The sequence below is a fragment of the Rhodococcus sovatensis genome, assembly GCF_037327425.1.
Classification (GTDB): Bacteria; Actinomycetota; Actinomycetes; order Mycobacteriales; family Mycobacteriaceae; genus Rhodococcoides; species Rhodococcoides sovatense.
The window spans coordinates 2981150-2998097 of sequence record NZ_CP147846.1; the positions used below are offsets into that span (position 1 = coordinate 2981150).

Genomic DNA, 16948 nt, shown 5'->3' on the forward strand with positions numbered 1-16948 from the left:
CTCAGATGTCCTTCCCGTTCTTCCGGGAAACACGAACGCGCTTGCCGGACTCTTCGTCGGTGCGGTAGCCCACGCGAGTGGGGTTTCCGTCCGAGTCGATGACCGCGACGTTCGATACGTGGATCGGGGCTTCCTGCGTGACGATTCCGCCCGAAGACGCGCCGCGCTGGTTCGCGGAAACAGCGGTGTGCTTCTTGATGCGGTTCACGCCCTCGACGAGGATCTTGGAGTCAGCGGGGTAGGCCTGAATGACCTTGCCCTTGGCACCCTTGTCCTTGCCGGCGATCACGAGAACGGTGTCGCCCTTGTGCACCTTCATTTACAGCACCTCCGGGGCGAGCGAGACGATCTTCATGAACTTCTTCTCACGCAGCTCGCGGCCGACCGGGCCGAAGATGCGGGTTCCGCGGGGATCGTTGTCCGGCTTGATCAGCACGGCAGCGTTCTCGTCGAAACGGATGTAGGAACCGTCGGGACGACGACGCTCCTTGACGGTACGGACGATGACCGCCTTGACGACCTCGCCCTTCTTGATGTTTCCACCGGGGATGGCGTCCTTCACCGTAGCTACGATGACGTCGCCGATCCCGGCGTAGCGACGTGACGAGCCACCGAGAACGCGGATGCAAAGGATTTCCTTCGCGCCCGTGTTGTCAGCGACGCGCACTCGCGACTCCTGCTGAATCACAAACTTCTCCTAGACCTGGATGTGCATACATGCCGGATTTCCGTCCCGACACGCGCGGTCGGCTGTCGCGGCGCGGGCGCACGAAGGCACACCGCTGCCACAGGCAACCGGTCAAGTGTAGGGGACGTGGTGTGTGGAATCCAAATCGTCCCAGCTCGAGGCCAGGATTCGGTTCCCGCGACCCCAATCCGTTCCAGCGACTCCGATTGCCGTCGCGCAAACGGATTTCTATCGCGGGAGCGGGCGGCAGCCAATTCAACGACGCGAGCACTGTCGGCGCCGTGCTTCATCATGCTGCCCATGGAACCGTTCATGAACCGACGCCAGGCCCACGACCAGGGCCTCACCGATGAAATGCTCCGCACTGCACACCGCCGAGGCACGCTCACCCGGCTCCGCCCCGGGGCCGATATCGACGGCAAGGCATGGGCCGAGATGTCCCGAGGCGAGCAGTATCGGTTGCGGGTACTCGCCTACGCCGCGACCGGTGACGGGGTGATCAGCCACGACTCGGCAGCCGCGCTGCTCGGCATGCCCATCCTGCACCCCGGCCGTGCAATGCTGCATTCCACTTCCGACGGACGTGGTGGCGGGCACAAGTCGTCGTCGAGAGTTCTTCATCGGGCTCCCCTGAGCGCAGACGATGTAATCGAGATCGGCGGAGTGGCAGTCACCTCCCCGATGCGTACCGCCCTCGATGTCGGGTGTGCAGGCACGTTCGCTCAGGCTGTGTGCGGGATCGAGTCCGCGATGCGCATCTCCTCGACACAACCACAGGATGTGTTGGATCGACTGGGGCGACGTCGAGGCATCGCACAGGTCCGCGAAGCGATTTCCTACGCCAGCCCGCTGACCGAGAGCATCGGCGAATCGTGGAGCCGAGTGCTGATGCACCGTTGGAAGGACATCCCAGAGCCTCGATTGCAATACGAGTTCCGAGACAGTTCAGGCCTTTTCATTGCGCGAACCGACTTCGATTGGCAAGCCAAGTTCGCCGGTGAGTTCGACGGGATGACGAAATACACGTCGAACGCACCGGAGATTGTAACCAAGGAGAAACTCCGCGAGGACGCGATACGTCGACAAGGGACGCACGTGGCTCGGTGGACATGGGCTGATCTCCTCCAGCCCGAGCGGTTGCACCGAATCCTGCTCGACGGCTTGCGAATCGCGGGACTGTGAACCTTCCCGCGATCGAATTGCGTTCCCGCGTCCCCGATTCCGCTCGCGGGAACACAATGTACTCGCGGGAACCGCGAACAACCCAAAGCACACGAAAAAGCCCACCCCCGTTGCCGGGAGTGGGCTGATTCGAGCACTCGGTGCTTACTTGGCCTTTTCGAGAACCTCGACCAGTCGCCAGTGCTTCGTGGCGGACAGCGGACGGGTCTCCATGAGCTGAACGCGATCGCCTACGCCGGCGTCGCCCTTCTCGTCATGTGCCTTGACCTTGGTGGTCCGACGGATGACCTTGCTGTAGAGAGGGTGCTTGACCCTGTCTTCCAGCTCGACCACGATCGTCTTCTCCATTTTGTCGGATACGACGTAGCCGATCCGAACCTTGCGGTTGTTGCGCTCTTCAGTCACAGTCTTTTCCTCGCTCATGCCGCGTCACCTGCAGTGTCGTCGGCAGGACCGGTGGCCAAACCGAGCTCACGCTCACGCAGGACGGTGTAGATGCGCGCGATCTCGTGACGAACGGTGCGCAGTCGACGGTTGTTGTCCAACTGGCCGGTAGCCATCTGGAAACGAAGGTTGAACAGCTCTTCCTTCGACTCACGCAGCTTGGTGACCAGCTCTTCACCGGTGAGCTCGCGGAGCTCTGCGGCTGGGGTTCCGGTAGCCATCAGAACTGCTCCTCCCTGGTGATGATGCGTGCCTTCATCGGCAGCTTGTGGATAGCGCGTGTCAGTGCCTGACGCGCGACGTTCTCGTCGGGGAACGAAAGCTCGAAGAGCACGCGTCCCGGCTTGACGTTCGCGATCCACCACTCGGGCGAACCCTTACCGGAACCCATGCGGGTCTCGGCAGGCTTCTTGGTGAGCGGGCGGTCTGGGAAGATGTTGATCCAGACCTTGCCGCCACGCTTGATGTGGCGGGTGATCGCGATACGAGCGGCCTCGATCTGACGGTTGGTGATGTAGGCAGGCTCTAGAGCCTGGATGCCGTAGTCACCGAATGTCACAGCGGTTCCGCCCTTGGCAGCGCCCGATCGCTTCGGGTGGTGCTGCTTGCGGTGCTTGACCCGGCGTGGGATCAACATCGTCAGCCCTCCTGATTCGGCTCGGTCGAGGCCGGAGCCTCTGCGGATGCCGCGCGGCCGGCCTCGGTGCTCGTCGCGGTGGTGCCAGAGGCACCGGAACGACGCGGACGCGAGGGACGCTCACGGCGCGGGCGGTCGTTGCCTGCAGCAGGTGCAGCAGCGGCGAGCTCACGCTTGCCACCGACGATGTCGCCCTTGTAGATCCAGACCTTCACGCCGATACGACCGAAGGTGGTCTTGGCCTCGTACAGCCCGTAGTCGATGTCCGCACGAAGCGTGTGCAGCGGCACACGGCCTTCGCGGTAGAACTCCGAGCGGGACATCTCGGCGCCGCCGAGTCGACCGGAGCACTGGACACGGATGCCCTTGACGTTCGGCTGACGCATGGCCGACTGGATGGCCTTACGCATTGCGCGACGGAATGCGACGCGGTTGCTGAGCTGCTCGGCAACACCCTGGGCCACGAGCTGAGCCTCGGACTCGGCGTTCTTGACCTCGAGGATGTTGAGCTGGACCTGCTTGCCGGTCAGCTTCTCGAGAGCTCCGCGAATGCGGTCGGCCTCGGCGCCACGACGACCGATGACGATGCCCGGACGTGCCGTGTGGATGTCCACGCGAACACGGTCACGAGTGCGCTCGATCTCGACCTTCGCGATTCCCGCGCGCTCCATGCCGGTGGCGAGGAGCTTACGGATCGCGACGTCTTCCTTGACGTACTCCGAGTACTGCTTGTCTGCGTACCAGCGCGACTTCCAGTCAGTGGTGATACCCAAGCGGAAGCCGTGCGGGTTGATTTTCTGACCCACTACTGAGCCCCTTCCTTGGACGCCTGGCCCTTACGACGGTTACGAGACGTTCCGCCGGTCTTGGGCAGGCTTTCGACGATCACCGTGATGTGGCTGGTGCGCTTGCGAATCCGGAATGCACGACCCTGAGCTCGCGGCTGAAAACGCTTGCCGGTCTTGCCCTCGTCGACGAACGCAGTCGCCACGATCAGCGTGCTGGGATCGAGATCCAGGTTGTTCTCGGCGTTGGCTGCTGCGGAGGCGATCACCTTGGCGACCGGCTCGCTCGCTGCCTGCGGCGCGAACTTCAGGATGTTGAGCGCGTCCTCGACGGAGCGCCCACGAACCAGATCGACGACGCGACGTGCCTTCATCGGCGTGACGCTGACGTGCTTGGCGACGGCCTTGGCAGTCGGGTTGGCGGTTTCGGTCTTGCTCATCGCCTCTTCGCCTTCCGGTCGTCCTTGATGTGACCCTTGAACGTACGGGTCGGTGCGAACTCTCCGAGCTTGTGGCCGACCATCGAGTCGGACACGAACACCGGCACGTGCTTGCGACCGTCGTGGACGGCGAAAGTGTGACCGATGAAGTCGGGGAGAATTGTCGATCGACGGGACCAAGTCTTGATGACCTGCTTGGTTCCCTTGTCGTTCTGGACGTCAACCTTCGCGAGGAGGTGATCGTCTACGAACGGGCCTTTCTTCAGGCTGCGTGGCATTCTGAACTCCCTCCTAGCGCTTGTTCTTGCCGGTACGACGACGACGGACAATGAGCTTGTCGCTCGCCTTCTTCTTACTGCGGGTACGGCCCTCGGCCTGTCCCCACGGGCTGACCGGGTGGCGTCCACCCGAGGTCTTGCCCTCGCCGCCACCGTGCGGGTGGTCGACCGGGTTCATCACGACACCACGAACGGTCGGGCGCTTGCCCTTCCAACGCATACGGCCGGCCTTGCCCCAGTTGATGTTCGACTGCTCAGCGTTACCGACCTCGCCGACGGTTGCGCGGCAGCGCACGTCGACGCGACGGATTTCACCGGAGGGCATACGCAGCGTGGCGTAGGGGCCTTCCTTGCCGAGGAGCTGGATGCTCGCACCGGCAGAGCGTGCCATCTTGGCGCCGCCGCCCGGACGAAGCTCGACCGCGTGAATGGTCGTACCCGTCGGGATGTTGCGCAGGGGAAGGTTGTTGCCCGGCTTGATGTCGGCGCTGGCACCTTGTTCGATCGGCGATCCCTGGGCAATGCCCTTGGGTGCCACGATGTAGCGCTTCTCACCGTCTGCGTAATGCAGCAGGGCGATGTTGGCGGTGCGGTTGGGGTCGTACTCGATGTGAGCGACCTTGGCCGGCACGCCGTCCTTGTCGTTGCGACGGAAATCGATCAGACGGTACGCGCGCTTGTGTCCGCCACCCTTGTGCCGGGTGGTGATACGACCGTGTGCGTTACGTCCACCGCGACCGTGCAGGGGGCGAACCAGCGACTTCTCGGGCGTGCTGCGGGTGATCTCCGCGAAATCGGAGACACTGGAGCCGCGGCGGCCCGGAGTGGTCGGCTTGTACTTACGGATTGCCATGAGTCTTCTCGTCCTCTATATCCGAAGAGTCCCAGTCGCTTACGCGACCGGACCTCCGAAGATCTCGATGGGCTTGCTGTCGGCGGAGAGCGTTACGAGCGCGCGCTTGGTGTCCTTGCGCTTGCCGTAACCGGCACGGGTCCGCTTACGCTTGCCCTGACGGTTCTGCGTGTTGACGCTGGTCACGGTGACGTCGAAGATTTTCTCGACGGCGATCTTGATCTGCGTCTTGTTCGAATCCGGGCGCACCAGGAAGGTGTACGTGCCTTCTTCGATCAGTCCGTAGGACTTCTCGGAGATGACCGGTGCCAGCAGGATGTCGCGGGGATCGGCGATGGTGGTCACTTGCTTGCCTCCTCGTTCTTCGCAGGCCCTGCGATGAACGTGTTCAGCGCTTCCACGCTGAAGATGACGTCATCGGCTTCGAGCACGTCGTACGTGTTGAGCTGGTCGGGTGCGATGGGATGCACGCCTTCCAGGTTCTGAACGCTCTTCCACGCTGCAACGTCTTCGCGGCCGACGACCAGAAGGACCTTTTTGCGATCGGAGATCTCGGCGAGGAAGGACTTCGCGACCTTCGTCGACGGGGTCTGTCCCGCAACCAGTTCGGTGATCACGTGCAGACGCTCGCTACGGGTCCGGTCGGAGAGGGCTCCGCGCAGAGCGGCGGCCTTCATCTTCTTCGGGGTCCGCTGGCTGTAGTCACGCGGCTGCGGTCCGTGAACGGTGCCACCGCCGACGAACTGCGGCGCACGAGTCGAGCCCTGACGAGCGCGGCCGGTGCCCTTCTGGCGGTACGGCTTCTTGCCGCCACCGCGAACCTCGCCACGAGTCTTCGTGGAGTGGGTTCCCTGTCGCGCAGCGGCGAGCTGTGCCACGACGACCTGGTGCAGGAGTGCGATGTTGGCCGGCGCGTCGAAGATCTCGGCGGGGAGATCGACGGTGCCGTTGGTCTTGCCACCGGCAACCTTGACGTCAAGCGTCAACTTGGTATCAGTCTTCTTCTCGAGGCTGGTCATGCCCGTGCACCACCCTTCAATGCAGACTTGACGATCACGACGTTGCCGCGACGGCCCGGGATTGCTCCCTTGATCAAGAGCAGACCGTTCTCGCTGTCCACCTTGTGGACCGAGAGGTTCTGCGTGGTGACGCGATCGCCACCCATACGGCCGGACATGCGCATTCCCTTGAAGACGCGGCCCGGAGTGGCGCAGCCACCGATGGATCCCGGACGACGGTGCACAGCCTGGGCACCGTGGCTCGCGCCCTGGCCCTTGAAGCCGTGACGCTTCATCGTTCCGGCGAAGCCCTTACCCTTGCTGGTTCCGGTGACGTCGACGTAGGCGCCGTCCTCGAACACAGCTGCGGTGAGCTCCTGGCCGACCTCGAACTGCGAGGCGTCGGCGACGCGGATCTCCACAACGTGGCGGCGAGGCGTGACGCCTGCCTTCTCGAACTGACCGGTGGCCGGCTTGTTCACCTTGCGAGGATCGATCGCACCGAAGGCGACCTGGACGGCGCTGTAGCCGTCGCGCTCCTGCGTGCGGATCTGGGTGACCACGTTGGGTCCAGCCTTGATCACGGTCACGGGAACGACGCGGTTGTTCTCGTCGAAGACCTGAGTCATTCCGAGCTTCGTGCCCAGAATGCCTGTAGCAGGCCGATTCTTGTTACCTGTAGCAGGCCGATTCTTGTTATCAGTCATCGTTGTCTCCGCGCTCACTGGATGTTGACGTCGACACTGGCAGGCAGGTCGATGCGCATGAGCGCGTCGACCGTCTTCGGCGTCGGGTCGAGGATGTCAATGAGCCGCTTGTGAGTACGCATCTCGAAGTGTTCGCGCGAATCCTTGTACTTATGGGGCGAACGGATGACGCAGTACACGTTCTTTTCGGTCGGCAACGGCACCGGTCCGACGACGCGGGCACCCGTACGGGTGACCGTTTCGACGATCTTGCGCGCTGACGCATCGATCGCCTCATGGTCGTAGGCCTTGAGCCTGATGCGGATCTTTTGTCCCGCCACGCTTAGTGTCCTTTTCTTGCCGCTTGTCGTGAAGCCTGCCGTTCGGCCTGCTCCACCTCGTCTGCACAGTCCCCGAGCCGCTCGGCCAAAGGCCGAAAGGACTCGAACTGCCCTCGTGCACACACGACGAAACGAACGTTGGCGATCAGGCGTGACCCGATCCGTTGCCGCTGTTCATCTGTCATGGTTCTCCGGTCCACGCGGTCGGGCGTGTCGCATTTCTGCTCATACTTCGACCGCTTGCTCTTCGATGACCGTGAGCGCGAGGCTTCGATGCATCTCAGAGCTGGTGAACCGAACGCACTCACGTGGAGTGCTGGTTCTGTTCTGCTCTTACCTGTCGCAGGCCGCACGAAAGCGCGTCCCGTGTCCAGGCAACCCGACCAGTATGCCGTAGACGGCCGCCGAGCACAAATCCCAGCCGAAGGGCTTCTCACATCGCTCTATCTTACCGAGCGGTAAGATAGAGCGATGTCTACCACCGTCAAGTCCTACGGCCCGACCTACGGGATCTGGCGCCGCCTGCCGGACAACGCAGTCGGCTCCGCTGTCTTCTCCTTCGGAATGTGCCTACGCGTCCCGTACTTCGGTTCGGTGCTGCCGTACGTACGGTCGCTCGAGCCGGGTCGATGCGAAGTTACTGCCCCGAAATGGTGGGGCATCCGCAACCACCTCGGCACGTTTCACGCTATCGCCGCGTGCAATCTGGCCGAAGTCGCCATGGGAATGCTGGCCGAGGCCACCGTTCCAACTACCCACCGGTGGATTCCCAAGGAGATGACGGTTCGCTACCTCGCCAAGGCGACCACCTCCCTCACCGCAGTGGCGCAGTTGACGGACCTTCCGGACTTCGACGCGATCACCGACGGAGCCGATCTGGTCGTTCCGGTCTCGATCACCGACCGAGACGGAGCAGAGGTAGTCCACGCCGACATCACGGTATGGATCTCGCGTTCTCGCTGACGGTCAGCACCCACCGACCACGCGTGCCGCCCCGCTCGAACGCCGCGTGCGCGTCGAGCGCCTTTTCCAGCGGGAACGTTCCAGCTGTTCGAACGGCCAGCATTCCCTCGTCGACAAGTCTCACCAGTTCAGCCAGCCCTTCGCCGTCGTGGTGAACGACGACTGCCGTCACCTCGACGCCTCGAACCGCTGGCGGCCCGGAGGAAGGGATGACGCCGACGTAGCGCCCACCGTCACGAATCGCGTCCAGAGCCTGTGCTCCGAGCGCTGCAGTGTCGAAGACCGCATCGAACGTCCGTGCGGGCGGGGTGGTCGACACAAACAGCGCGCCGCTCGCGCGGACGAACTCCTCGTCCTCACCACGCGCCAACCCGGACACGGCCCACCCACGACGAGCGGCAAGAGGAAGTGCGAACCCTCCCACTCCCCCAGCCGCACCGGTCACCAGCAGCGTTCGCCCGTCCGGCTCGCCCAACATGTCGAGAGCTTGCATCGCGGTGAGCGCATTGAGCGGCAACGTGGCAGCGCCGACGGCATCGGTCGAGGTCGGCGCAGCGGCAATCGCACTTTCCGGCACCACGACATAGCCGGCATAGGCAGCAGTCGGGCTGTCGAGACCGTCGTGGAGGGCCACCACATAGGTCCCGGGCGACCACGTTCCTACCCCGTCGCCGACGGCATCGATTCGGCCCGCGACGTCCCACCCGAGACCGACGACCCGGGAACGATCGATCCATCCGAGTTGGTGATAGATACCCCGTCGTGTCTGGACATCGACGGGATTCACTGCCGCCGCATCCACTGCAATTCTCACCTCCTGAGGTCCGGGCACCGGCACGCCCAGTTCCGCGAGCGTGAGGTCGTTGTCTCCGGTGGTGACGATTGCCTGCATGTCCTTGCCTTTCGACGTACTCGGTAGTTGCCTTTCCACTGTGTCGATGTCACTCTCTATCGGGAAGTAGGCACCTTGAAGTGCGTAGGAACCCATGGAGAAAGCGGACCGATGCCGACCATGACCGCCGCCGCGGCCCGAGCCGCCGCGAAAACCGAATACGATGCCTATCTGGCTGCCTGTCCCAGTCGTCGACTGCTGGACCGTGTCAGCGACAAGTGGGTATCGCTCGTCCTCGTCGCACTGGGTGACGGTCCGCATCGGTACTCCGAACTGGCTCGACGATTGGCCGGCGTCAGTCAGAAGATGCTGACCCAGACACTCCGAACCCTCGAACGCGACGGACTCGTCGATCGCACGGTCACCGCCGCAGTGCCGGTTCGCGTCGACTACTCACTCACCCCACTCGGACGATCGCTTCTGCCGGTGATCCGCGAGGTCAAGATCTGGGCCGAGCAGCACATGGACAGCGTCGAGGCCGCACGCGCGCGATACGACAGCGAACAATCATGACCGAGCAGGCACCCGAGCCGGCTCCGCCGCAGCCACCCGAGGCGGCTCCGCGGCAGTGGCACGGAAATGCGCATTCCAGTGCACTCAACCGTGCCACTGGGCCGAAGGCCCAGAACAAGAAAACACCGTACGACGTCATCGTGATCGGCGGCTGCGGCGCGGTCGGGTCGCTGCTCGTCGGCCTCCTCGCCGATGACGGACTTTCGGTGCTCACCGTCGATCCATCCTCGGAGAGCGATACTGCCGATCGCGTATCGGGTGACATCCGCGCACTGGACGAAGACCTTGCCCACACAGTCAAGGAAGCGCAGGTCGTCGTATTGGCCGTTCCCGAGTTCGTCGCGTTGTCGACGGACCTGTCGCTGTTCGGCGAGGACGCCCTCGTTGTCGAGACACTCTCGGTCAAATCGGGCTTCGCCGCAGTGGCGTCTACAGCGCCTGCAGGTCTACAAATCCTAGGAATCAACCCGATGTTCGCACCGTCACTGGGAATGGACGGCCGACCGGTCGCCGCAGTCGCACACCGTGCTGGTGCCCGAGTCGACGACTTCCTGCACCGCATCGGCACGTGGGGCGGCCGCGTCGTGTCCGTCGACGTCGACCAGCATGACCGTGTGGCCGCTGCAACCCAAGCCCTGACTCATGCTGCGGTTCTGGCCTTCGGGTCGGCGCTCGCATCGCTCGACGTCGACCCTGCACTCGTGGAAGCCGTCGCGCCGCCGCCTGCTCGTACCGCGCTCGCGCTGCTGGCTCGAATCTCAGGCGGCGAACCGGAGGTGTACTGGGACGTGCAGGCGGGCAATCCCTACGCCGAGTCCGCGCGACACGCGTTGGCGACGGCATTGGCTGATCTCGATTCCGCAGTTACCTCCGGCGAGGAATCGAATTTCACTCGCTATCTGCTCCACGCTGGAGAATCTGTTCCAGACGGCGACGAGTACCGAGCATTGTGTGCTCGACTTTTCGGTATCGTGCGAGAACCAGCACGGGAGGAGGATCGACTGTGATCGACATCCCCGCGCTGCCCGCGCACGATCCGGACGATCTCGTCGAGAGCGCGGTCGTGTCACGTCTGGCCGGTAATTGGAGCAACCGGGCGACGGTGAAGAAGCCTGAGCCCGACCTGGACGATCTGTTCGATCACTCCAAGCACGACTACCCCGAGGCTCTCATCCCGTTCGCCGAGCACGACGTCTACGTCGGCCTGCCCGAGACCACGAAGGACAGGATCAGGGCGTGGGGGTGGATCGCCTTCAACAAGAACGTCATGGACGTCGAACAGCATGTCGTCAACCCAGGCTTCTCGCTTCTTGCCCAAGACGCCTTCGACACCGGTATGGGCGACGTTCTGGCAGTCGCCGTAACGCAGGCGATGGTCGACGAGCAATACCACACCCTCATGCACCTCAACGCGAGCGCTCTCACTCGACGCCAGCGAGGGTGGGCCATGCCCGAGCGTGCGCTCCCGTTCAGCGCGACGGTTCGGCGCCGGGCCGCAGCTCAACTCGGGGCTGGAAACGCGACCGAAGCAGCACTGAGCGCTCTTGCATACATGACGGTCGCGGAGATCTCGATCACGTCGTATCTCGATCTGATCGAGGACAACGAGAGTATTCAGCCGGTCAATCGAGCGACGGTGAAGCTGCACAACCGAGACGAGTACTGCCACGCGTCGATTGCCGACGAAATGGCAGTGATCGTGTTCGAAAAGCTGAAGTCGACCGAAAGGCGATTCTTCCTCGACGGGCTGGCGGCGGGAATGGATGCATTCTCAGCCACCGATTTCTCCACCTGGGAGGCCATTCTCCAGAGCGAAGGTGTGGCGGAGAAAGACCGAATGCTCGACGACACACGGAACGACCGCACGCGTCGGCAATTGGTCCAGGATTACACCGGAATCCGGTCTTTGTGCCGGAAACTCGACGTCGAGGATGAAATAGGTATCGCCTGGACATAAGCAGTCCGAAGGGCGCGTCTTTTACTGCAGGTAACATTTCCGGCGGGCGCATGGATTGACTACGGGTACGAAAACCCGTCCAGACCGTTTACCGCACTTTTCAACACCGACCGCACGGAGAATCGATGCCACTGTCCGAGGACGCAGCAGTTCTGGTGGAGGACGTCCACAAATCGTTCGACGACGTCCACGCCCTTCGTGGCATCAGTTTCACAGCGCCGCGAGGTACCGTCCTCGGCATTCTCGGCCCCAACGGAGCCGGCAAGACCACGATGGTCAAGGTGCTGGCGACGCTGCTGAAGCCAGACTCCGGGCGCGCCCAGGTCGCCGGTCACGATGTCGCGACGAATGCTCCCGCCGTACGGCGATCGATCATGATGACGGGCCAGTACGCGGCGTTGGACGACACGTTGTCCGGGCGCGAGAACATCGAACTGTTCGGACGTCTGATGGGGTTGGACAAGAAGGCATCGAAAGCCCGTGCACACGCCCTGCTCGAGGAATTCGACCTGGCGGACACCGGCAGAAGGCCGGTCCGTGGGTACTCGGGTGGAATGCGCCGCCGCATCGACATCGCGTGCGGTCTCGTCGTCCGACCCCAGGTCGTGTTCCTCGACGAACCGACTACCGGACTCGATCCGCGCAGCCGCCAGGGTGTGTGGTCGCTGGTACAGGCGTTGAAGGCCCAGGGCATCACGGTGCTGCTGACCACCCAGTATCTCGAAGAAGCCGACGTGCTCAGCGACAACATCATCGTGATCGACAAGGGCACGGTCATTGCCGAGGGGACATCCGACGAACTCAAGGCACGCACCGGTGGCAGCTACTGCGAGGTGGTCCCCCTAGATCCCTCGCAGCTTCGACGAGTGGCCGACGCGCTCGGCGAACTGTTGCCGCCCGCCAATCGCGCCGAGATCGCACCTGATTCGGTGCGACTGTCCGTCCCCGCGCCGGGAGGTGCAGCAACGCTGTCCGAGATCTTGCGCCGCATCGACGCCGCGGGAATCGACCTCGCCGACATCGCACTACGCCGCCCTTCTCTCGACGACGTCTTCCTCACGTTGACCGGGCACTCGCACTCGACCGACGGTGCGGGCGCCGCGCCGGCCGACACAGGTGTCGATGCCCGATGACGGCCACGAGTCCGCGAGTGCGCGTCGAGTCCAACTCCGTCGGTGGCCATTCGGCGTCGAACACCAGGTCTGCCACCCGCGCTGTCCACCGCAAGCGCAGCCCATCGGGGTTCGTGCAATGGCAGGTTCTGACGGCCCGCTCTGTGTGGACCATGGTGCGTCACGGCGAGTTGGTGGTCGCGGTCATCGCTCCGCTGATCTTCACGGTCGGTTTCTATCTGCCGCTCAAATTCGTCATGCAGCTGCAGGGGATCGACTACGCGCAGTTCCTGATGCCGATCATCGTGCTTCAGGCGATGGCGTTCACCGCTATCTCGGCGTCGCAGCGCGCCTCGGCCGAATCACTGAGTGGGTTCAACACGAGGCTGCAGACCATGCCTGTTGTCGGTGCGGTGCCTCTGGTGTCCCGCATCTCGGCCGGTGTCGTCCGATCCGTCGTGTCGCTGACGGCGGCGCTCGGATTCGGGTACGTCATCGGTTTCCGATTCAGCGCGGGTATAGGCCAGGCGGTACTGTTCTGCGCCTTCGCGCTCGCGATCAGCACGATGCTCTCTGTCGGTGCAGACGCGATCGGAACGCTCTCGAAGAGTCCGGAATCTACCAGCCAGATGCTCACGCTTCCCCAGCTGATCCTGGGAATGGCTTCGTGCGGTTTCGTTCCCGAATCGGGGTTTCCGGAGTGGATCCGACCATGGGTCCGCAACCAGCCCATCTCGCAGTTCTCGTTCTCCATGCGTGACATGGCCGAGGGTGGCGTCAGTTTCCACGTGCTGTGGCCGTCGCTTGCATGGATAGTCGGCCTCCTGGTGCTGTTTGTGCCTCTGGCCCTGTGGGCGAATTCGAGGCGATCATGAGCACCCCGACAGTGGAAACCGGCGGACAAGTGAGCCGCCTGGACTTCCCGGAACCCAACCTCCACTTTGCCGAGAACTCCCTACGTGCGCTGTGGACCCACAGCCTGATCCAGTGCAATCGACTGCTCAAGCGATGGGCCCGCGATCCGTCGACCATGATCCAGGCTCTCCTGTACCCGGCGTTGACGCTTCTGATGTTCAGGATCGTGCTCGGCAATTCGATCTCGGCTGCGACGGGATCGCCGAGCGTCTACGGAACCGTGCCGATGATCGCACTGGTCGGCGCAATGTTCGGCTCGATCGTCAGCGCGGTGGGCTTGAAGGGTGAGAAGAAGAGCGGTCTGCTCAGCCGGTTCGCGACGACGCCGACGCATCGTGCGTCAGGGCTGCTCGGCCGCATGATGGCCGAAGCAATTCGCGTCTTCGCGACGACGATCGTCATCGTGGCGGTGGGCATGGCCATCGGATTCCGGTTCAACCAGGGGATTCCGTCGGCCATCGCGCTGCTGCTGCTGCCGATCGCCTTCGGGATCGGATTCGCGGTCATGGTGACCTTCCTCGCCACGATTGCCGGTGAGTCTCCCCTCGTCGAAGTCGTGTCCATCGGCTGCACCCTGTTGATGTTCTTCAATTCCGGATTCGTTCCGGTTGCGGCGTACCCACCGTGGCTGCAGCCCATCGTCGCGGCGCAGCCCATGTCGTGTGCGGTCGATGCGATGCGCGGACTGTCGCTGGGTGGGCCTGTTCTGGTCCCGGTGCTGCAGACTCTGGCCTGGGCACTGGGCATGGTCGCGGTCTTCCTTTATCCCGCGATTCGTGGCTACAGGCGCGCTGCCGAGACCGGGTAGACCCGCCTCGAGGTCCGGCAATCCGAGGAAATCGAGACCGAACAGTAGGCAAAAGTTCACCGGTTCGAGCTTCGGAATTGCTTTACCACACTCGAGCGCTGTTATCGTTGTGGGCAGACCGGAGACGATCCTCGCCCCCGGTTTTTTGCTGCCGGTCCGCCAGTCGGAACGGTTGAGTCGAAACGAAGGGTCGTTTGTACGTGCCGAAACCCAGAGGCAGGGTCGCCATCGCTCTGGCATCCGCGGCGTTGATCACGCTCGGCAGTGCAGTGGTGTCCACTCCGTCCGCAGGCGCCGACACCGTGGACTCGCCGCTACCGTCCGAGTTCTCCGATATGGGAGCGGCTCCGGCCGGTGCAAACGACTGGTCGTGCGTGCCGTCCGAGGCTCATCCGCGACCGGTGGTGCTCGTGCACGGAACTGGCTCGGACATGGCCACCACATGGACGACGATGGCTCCGGCTCTCGCCGAGCAGGGATACTGCGTCTACGCCCTGGATTACGGCGCTGTCCGCACGTTGCTCGACCCGAACAAGGTCATCTGGGGTCTCGGTGACATCCCGGTGTCGGCAGCGCGGTTGGGCGACTTCGTCGATGTCGTCCTTGCCCAGACAGGCGCCGCGAAGGTTGATATCGTCGGTCACTCTCAAGGCGGAACGGTCGCGCGCCAATACCTGAAGTTCAACGGTGGAGTGAACGACGCCGATCCATCGGCCAGCAAAGTCGAGAACCTCGTGACGCTGGGTGGGACCAATCATGGGACCAACTTCGGCGGTATCCAACAGATGTACCTCGTCCTCGCAGCTGCGGGACTCGACCAGACCATCATCTCCGAGCTGCTGTTCGGTCTGACAGGGCTCGGCACTGCGGGTCGTCAGCAACTCATCGGATCTCCCACTCTGCAGCGTCTGAACGCAGGCGGCGAAGTCGAGCCAGGAGTCCGCTACACCGTGGTCGGCACCAAGTTCGACAAGGTGGTCACACCACCCGAGCGCACGTTCCTCGACGGGACGGGATCGGCTGAAGTTCGCAACATGTGGGTTCAGGATGGTTGCGAGTCGAACACAGTTCCCCACCAGGAACTGACGTACGACGACCGGGTGACCTACATCGTCCAGACGGCGCTCGATCCGTCCTATGCGGACACTCACACCGCTCCGTGCACCTAGCCGGCAGCAGGCAAACCAGCGTCAGCGCCTCCTGACCGAGTAAGGCCCCATCTGCAGTCACTCGCAGATGGGGCCTTACTCGTAGATCGAGAACGCTCAGATTCCCAGCGATCGTGCCAGCACCGGCCATGAGTTCTTCAGGTCGTCCTGCCAATAGCCCCACGAGTGGCTACCGGAATCACGGAAATTGACCGTCGCGGGTATACCGAGCTCACCCAACTTGTTCGCCAAGTTATGAGCACAGTAGTTCGTCGCGGCCTCGATGACTCCGCCGACGACGACCTGATTGGCCAGCGCAGCAGGATCGCCGTCGATCCCGGGACCGTTCAGGGTGTCGTTCTGTCCTGGCAGTCCGTTGCCGTTGGAGATGTACAGCTCGAGGCCTCGAAGGCGTTCGGCGTGCACGTACGGATCGTTCTCCACCCACAGCGGGTCGGTGGGCGGCCCCCACATGTTGACTGTGTTGCCACCACCCCAGGTTTCGGTAGTGAGCTTGACGAACTGCTGCCCGATCGGGTCACTCGTCTGGGCACACCCGCTGTAGGCGGCGACTCCCTTGTACAGTCCTGGTGCGTTGATCGCCAACTGCAGCACCGAGGTTCCCGAAGAGGACAGACCGGCGATCGAATTGACCCCGTTGGTACCGAGACCGGCATCGATCAGCGGCGGTAGCTCCTCGGTGAGGAACGTAGACCATTTGTTCACGCCGAGAACAGGATCTTCCTGCTTCCAGTCGGTGTAGAAGCTCCACTTGCCACCGACGGGTGACACCACATTGACGTTCTTGTCGGCGAAGAAGTCGATTGCGTCCGTTCGGAAACGCCAAGTAGCACTGTCTTCGCCACCGCCCGCGCCGTTGAGGAGGTACAGGGTGGGCCGAGGAACGCTTGTGTCCGCTGGACGCCACACATCGAGCGGAACTTCCTTGTCCATCGCTGCGGAGTAGACGTAAACGATCAGATGCTGATCGTCCATCACCTTCGTGTGGGTGATCTTGGACCCGTTGGACGTGGTTGGGTACGCGTAGAGGTCACCACTGTCGGTGACGGGATCAGCGGAGGCCGAGAAACCACCTGCGGCCATCGGCAGCATCGCCAATGACGCCGCTGCCACGGCATACTTGCCCGCGAATCGGACCCCCCGGACCGAAGGACGTGGACGGAGTCTGCGCATAGATCGGGTCACCTTTTCTCGTCGGAAAATTTGAAAGTGTCGCAGTCTTGAAAAGTGTTGCAGTTGGGACGTGTCATTTGTCGGTTCGTACGTGCTCGCCGACGCCGGGAACGG

The 16948-nt window shown here is 63.1% G+C and carries 24 protein-coding genes; 9 read left to right on the top strand and 15 right to left on the bottom strand.

What is annotated here, in order from left to right; translation table 11 throughout:
- Position 1: 1 nt before the first annotated feature.
- The gene (gene rplX, locus WDS16_RS13960; RefSeq protein WP_068380847.1) at positions 2–319 is read right to left on the bottom strand and encodes a 50S ribosomal protein L24; all 318 of its coding nucleotides are present in this window, start codon (positions 317–319) and stop codon (positions 2–4) included.
- Positions 320–688 (bottom strand): 50S ribosomal protein L14, encoded by a 369-nt coding sequence (gene rplN, locus WDS16_RS13965; RefSeq protein WP_149431743.1) that lies wholly within the window; start codon positions 686–688, stop codon positions 320–322.
- A gap of 312 nt (positions 689–1000) precedes the next feature.
- Between rplN and WDS16_RS13970 the strand changes: the two genes are divergently transcribed.
- The gene (locus WDS16_RS13970; protein ID WP_338893199.1) at positions 1001–1870 is read left to right on the top strand and encodes a hypothetical protein; all 870 of its coding nucleotides are present in this window, start codon (positions 1001–1003) and stop codon (positions 1868–1870) included.
- 144 nt (positions 1871–2014) lie between these two features.
- On the opposite strand, the gene rpsQ is transcribed toward WDS16_RS13970, so the two are convergent.
- From rpsQ to rpsJ, 11 genes are read right to left on the bottom strand one after another with little or no spacing between them, the layout of a single operon-like run.
- On the bottom strand, positions 2015–2293 hold the full coding sequence (rpsQ, locus tag WDS16_RS13975; protein ID WP_068380845.1) for a 30S ribosomal protein S17: 279 nt from the start codon (positions 2291–2293) through the stop codon (positions 2015–2017).
- The gene (gene rpmC / locus WDS16_RS13980; protein ID WP_019663551.1) at positions 2290–2535 is read right to left on the bottom strand and encodes a 50S ribosomal protein L29; all 246 of its coding nucleotides are present in this window, start codon (positions 2533–2535) and stop codon (positions 2290–2292) included. The genes rpsQ and rpmC overlap by 4 nt, the downstream gene beginning before the upstream one ends.
- Positions 2535–2951 (bottom strand): 50S ribosomal protein L16, encoded by a 417-nt coding sequence (rplP, locus tag WDS16_RS13985; RefSeq protein ID WP_338893200.1) that lies wholly within the window; start codon positions 2949–2951, stop codon positions 2535–2537. The genes rpmC and rplP overlap by 1 nt, the downstream gene beginning before the upstream one ends.
- Positions 2952–2953: 2 nt before the next feature.
- Positions 2954–3757 carry a 30S ribosomal protein S3 gene (gene rpsC, locus WDS16_RS13990; RefSeq protein WP_068380839.1) on the bottom strand — a complete coding sequence of 268 codons (804 nt, stop codon included), beginning with the start codon at positions 3755–3757 and terminating at the stop codon, positions 2954–2956.
- Positions 3757–4176, bottom strand: a complete 420-nt coding sequence (gene rplV, locus WDS16_RS13995) for a 50S ribosomal protein L22 (RefSeq protein WP_068380836.1) — start codon at positions 4174–4176, stop codon at positions 3757–3759. The genes rpsC and rplV overlap by 1 nt, the downstream gene beginning before the upstream one ends.
- On the bottom strand, positions 4173–4454 hold the full coding sequence (gene rpsS / locus WDS16_RS14000) for a 30S ribosomal protein S19 (RefSeq protein WP_008718309.1): 282 nt from the start codon (positions 4452–4454) through the stop codon (positions 4173–4175). The genes rplV and rpsS overlap by 4 nt, the downstream gene beginning before the upstream one ends.
- Positions 4455–4467: 13 nt before the next feature.
- A complete protein-coding gene (gene rplB, locus WDS16_RS14005) occupies positions 4468–5307 on the bottom strand; it encodes a 50S ribosomal protein L2 (RefSeq protein ID WP_068380827.1) in 840 nt (279 codons plus the stop codon).
- A 39-nt stretch (positions 5308–5346) separates the two neighbouring features.
- On the bottom strand, positions 5347–5652 hold the full coding sequence (gene rplW / locus WDS16_RS14010) for a 50S ribosomal protein L23 (RefSeq protein ID WP_068380830.1): 306 nt from the start codon (positions 5650–5652) through the stop codon (positions 5347–5349).
- Positions 5649–6326, bottom strand: coding sequence for a 50S ribosomal protein L4 (gene rplD, locus WDS16_RS14015; RefSeq protein ID WP_338893201.1), 678 nt, complete (start codon positions 6324–6326; stop codon positions 5649–5651). The genes rplW and rplD overlap by 4 nt, the downstream gene beginning before the upstream one ends.
- Entirely contained in the window at positions 6323–7012 is a 690-nt protein-coding gene (gene rplC / locus WDS16_RS14020; protein ID WP_338893202.1) for a 50S ribosomal protein L3, read from the bottom strand. The genes rplD and rplC overlap by 4 nt, the downstream gene beginning before the upstream one ends.
- Before the next feature lie 14 nt (positions 7013–7026).
- On the bottom strand, positions 7027–7332 hold the full coding sequence (gene rpsJ, locus WDS16_RS14025; RefSeq protein WP_003938093.1) for a 30S ribosomal protein S10: 306 nt from the start codon (positions 7330–7332) through the stop codon (positions 7027–7029).
- A 471-nt stretch (positions 7333–7803) separates the two neighbouring features.
- On the opposite strand from rpsJ, the gene WDS16_RS14030 reads away from it, so the two are divergent.
- Positions 7804–8295 (top strand): hotdog fold domain-containing protein, encoded by a 492-nt coding sequence (locus tag WDS16_RS14030; protein WP_338893203.1) that lies wholly within the window; start codon positions 7804–7806, stop codon positions 8293–8295.
- Here the strand turns inward: WDS16_RS14030 and WDS16_RS14035 are convergent.
- On the bottom strand, positions 8267–9283 hold the full coding sequence (locus WDS16_RS14035; protein WP_338893204.1) for an NADP-dependent oxidoreductase: 1017 nt from the start codon (positions 9281–9283) through the stop codon (positions 8267–8269). The genes WDS16_RS14030 and WDS16_RS14035 overlap by 29 nt on opposite strands.
- Positions 9284–9298: 15 nt before the next feature.
- Between WDS16_RS14035 and WDS16_RS14040 the strand changes: the two genes are divergently transcribed.
- From WDS16_RS14040 to WDS16_RS14070, 7 genes are all read left to right on the top strand, one after another.
- Positions 9299–9700, top strand: coding sequence for a helix-turn-helix domain-containing protein (locus WDS16_RS14040; RefSeq protein WP_338893205.1), 402 nt, complete (start codon positions 9299–9301; stop codon positions 9698–9700).
- On the top strand, positions 9697–10707 hold the full coding sequence (locus tag WDS16_RS14045) for a prephenate dehydrogenase dimerization domain-containing protein (protein WP_338893206.1): 1011 nt from the start codon (positions 9697–9699) through the stop codon (positions 10705–10707). Before WDS16_RS14040 ends, WDS16_RS14045 begins: the two co-directional genes overlap by 4 nt.
- Complete coding sequence (locus WDS16_RS14050; RefSeq protein WP_338893207.1) at positions 10704–11657, top strand: diiron oxygenase; 954 nt, start codon at positions 10704–10706, stop codon at positions 11655–11657. Before WDS16_RS14045 ends, WDS16_RS14050 begins: the two co-directional genes overlap by 4 nt.
- Positions 11658–11782: 125 nt before the next feature.
- Positions 11783–12790, top strand: a complete 1008-nt coding sequence (locus WDS16_RS14055; protein ID WP_338893208.1) for an ATP-binding cassette domain-containing protein — start codon at positions 11783–11785, stop codon at positions 12788–12790.
- On the top strand, positions 12787–13644 hold the full coding sequence (locus tag WDS16_RS14060) for an ABC transporter permease (protein WP_338893209.1): 858 nt from the start codon (positions 12787–12789) through the stop codon (positions 13642–13644). Before WDS16_RS14055 ends, WDS16_RS14060 begins: the two co-directional genes overlap by 4 nt.
- The gene (locus WDS16_RS14065) at positions 13641–14492 is read left to right on the top strand and encodes an ABC transporter permease (RefSeq protein ID WP_338893210.1); all 852 of its coding nucleotides are present in this window, start codon (positions 13641–13643) and stop codon (positions 14490–14492) included. Before WDS16_RS14060 ends, WDS16_RS14065 begins: the two co-directional genes overlap by 4 nt.
- Before the next feature lie 200 nt (positions 14493–14692).
- A complete protein-coding gene (locus WDS16_RS14070) occupies positions 14693–15661 on the top strand; it encodes an esterase/lipase family protein (protein ID WP_338893211.1) in 969 nt (322 codons plus the stop codon).
- A gap of 96 nt (positions 15662–15757) precedes the next feature.
- On the opposite strand, the gene WDS16_RS14075 is transcribed toward WDS16_RS14070, so the two are convergent.
- Positions 15758–16834: an alpha/beta hydrolase gene (locus WDS16_RS14075; RefSeq protein ID WP_422395800.1), complete on the bottom strand. Its 1077-nt coding sequence runs from the start codon at positions 16832–16834 to the stop codon at positions 15758–15760.
- Positions 16835–16948: the final 114 nt, after the last annotated feature.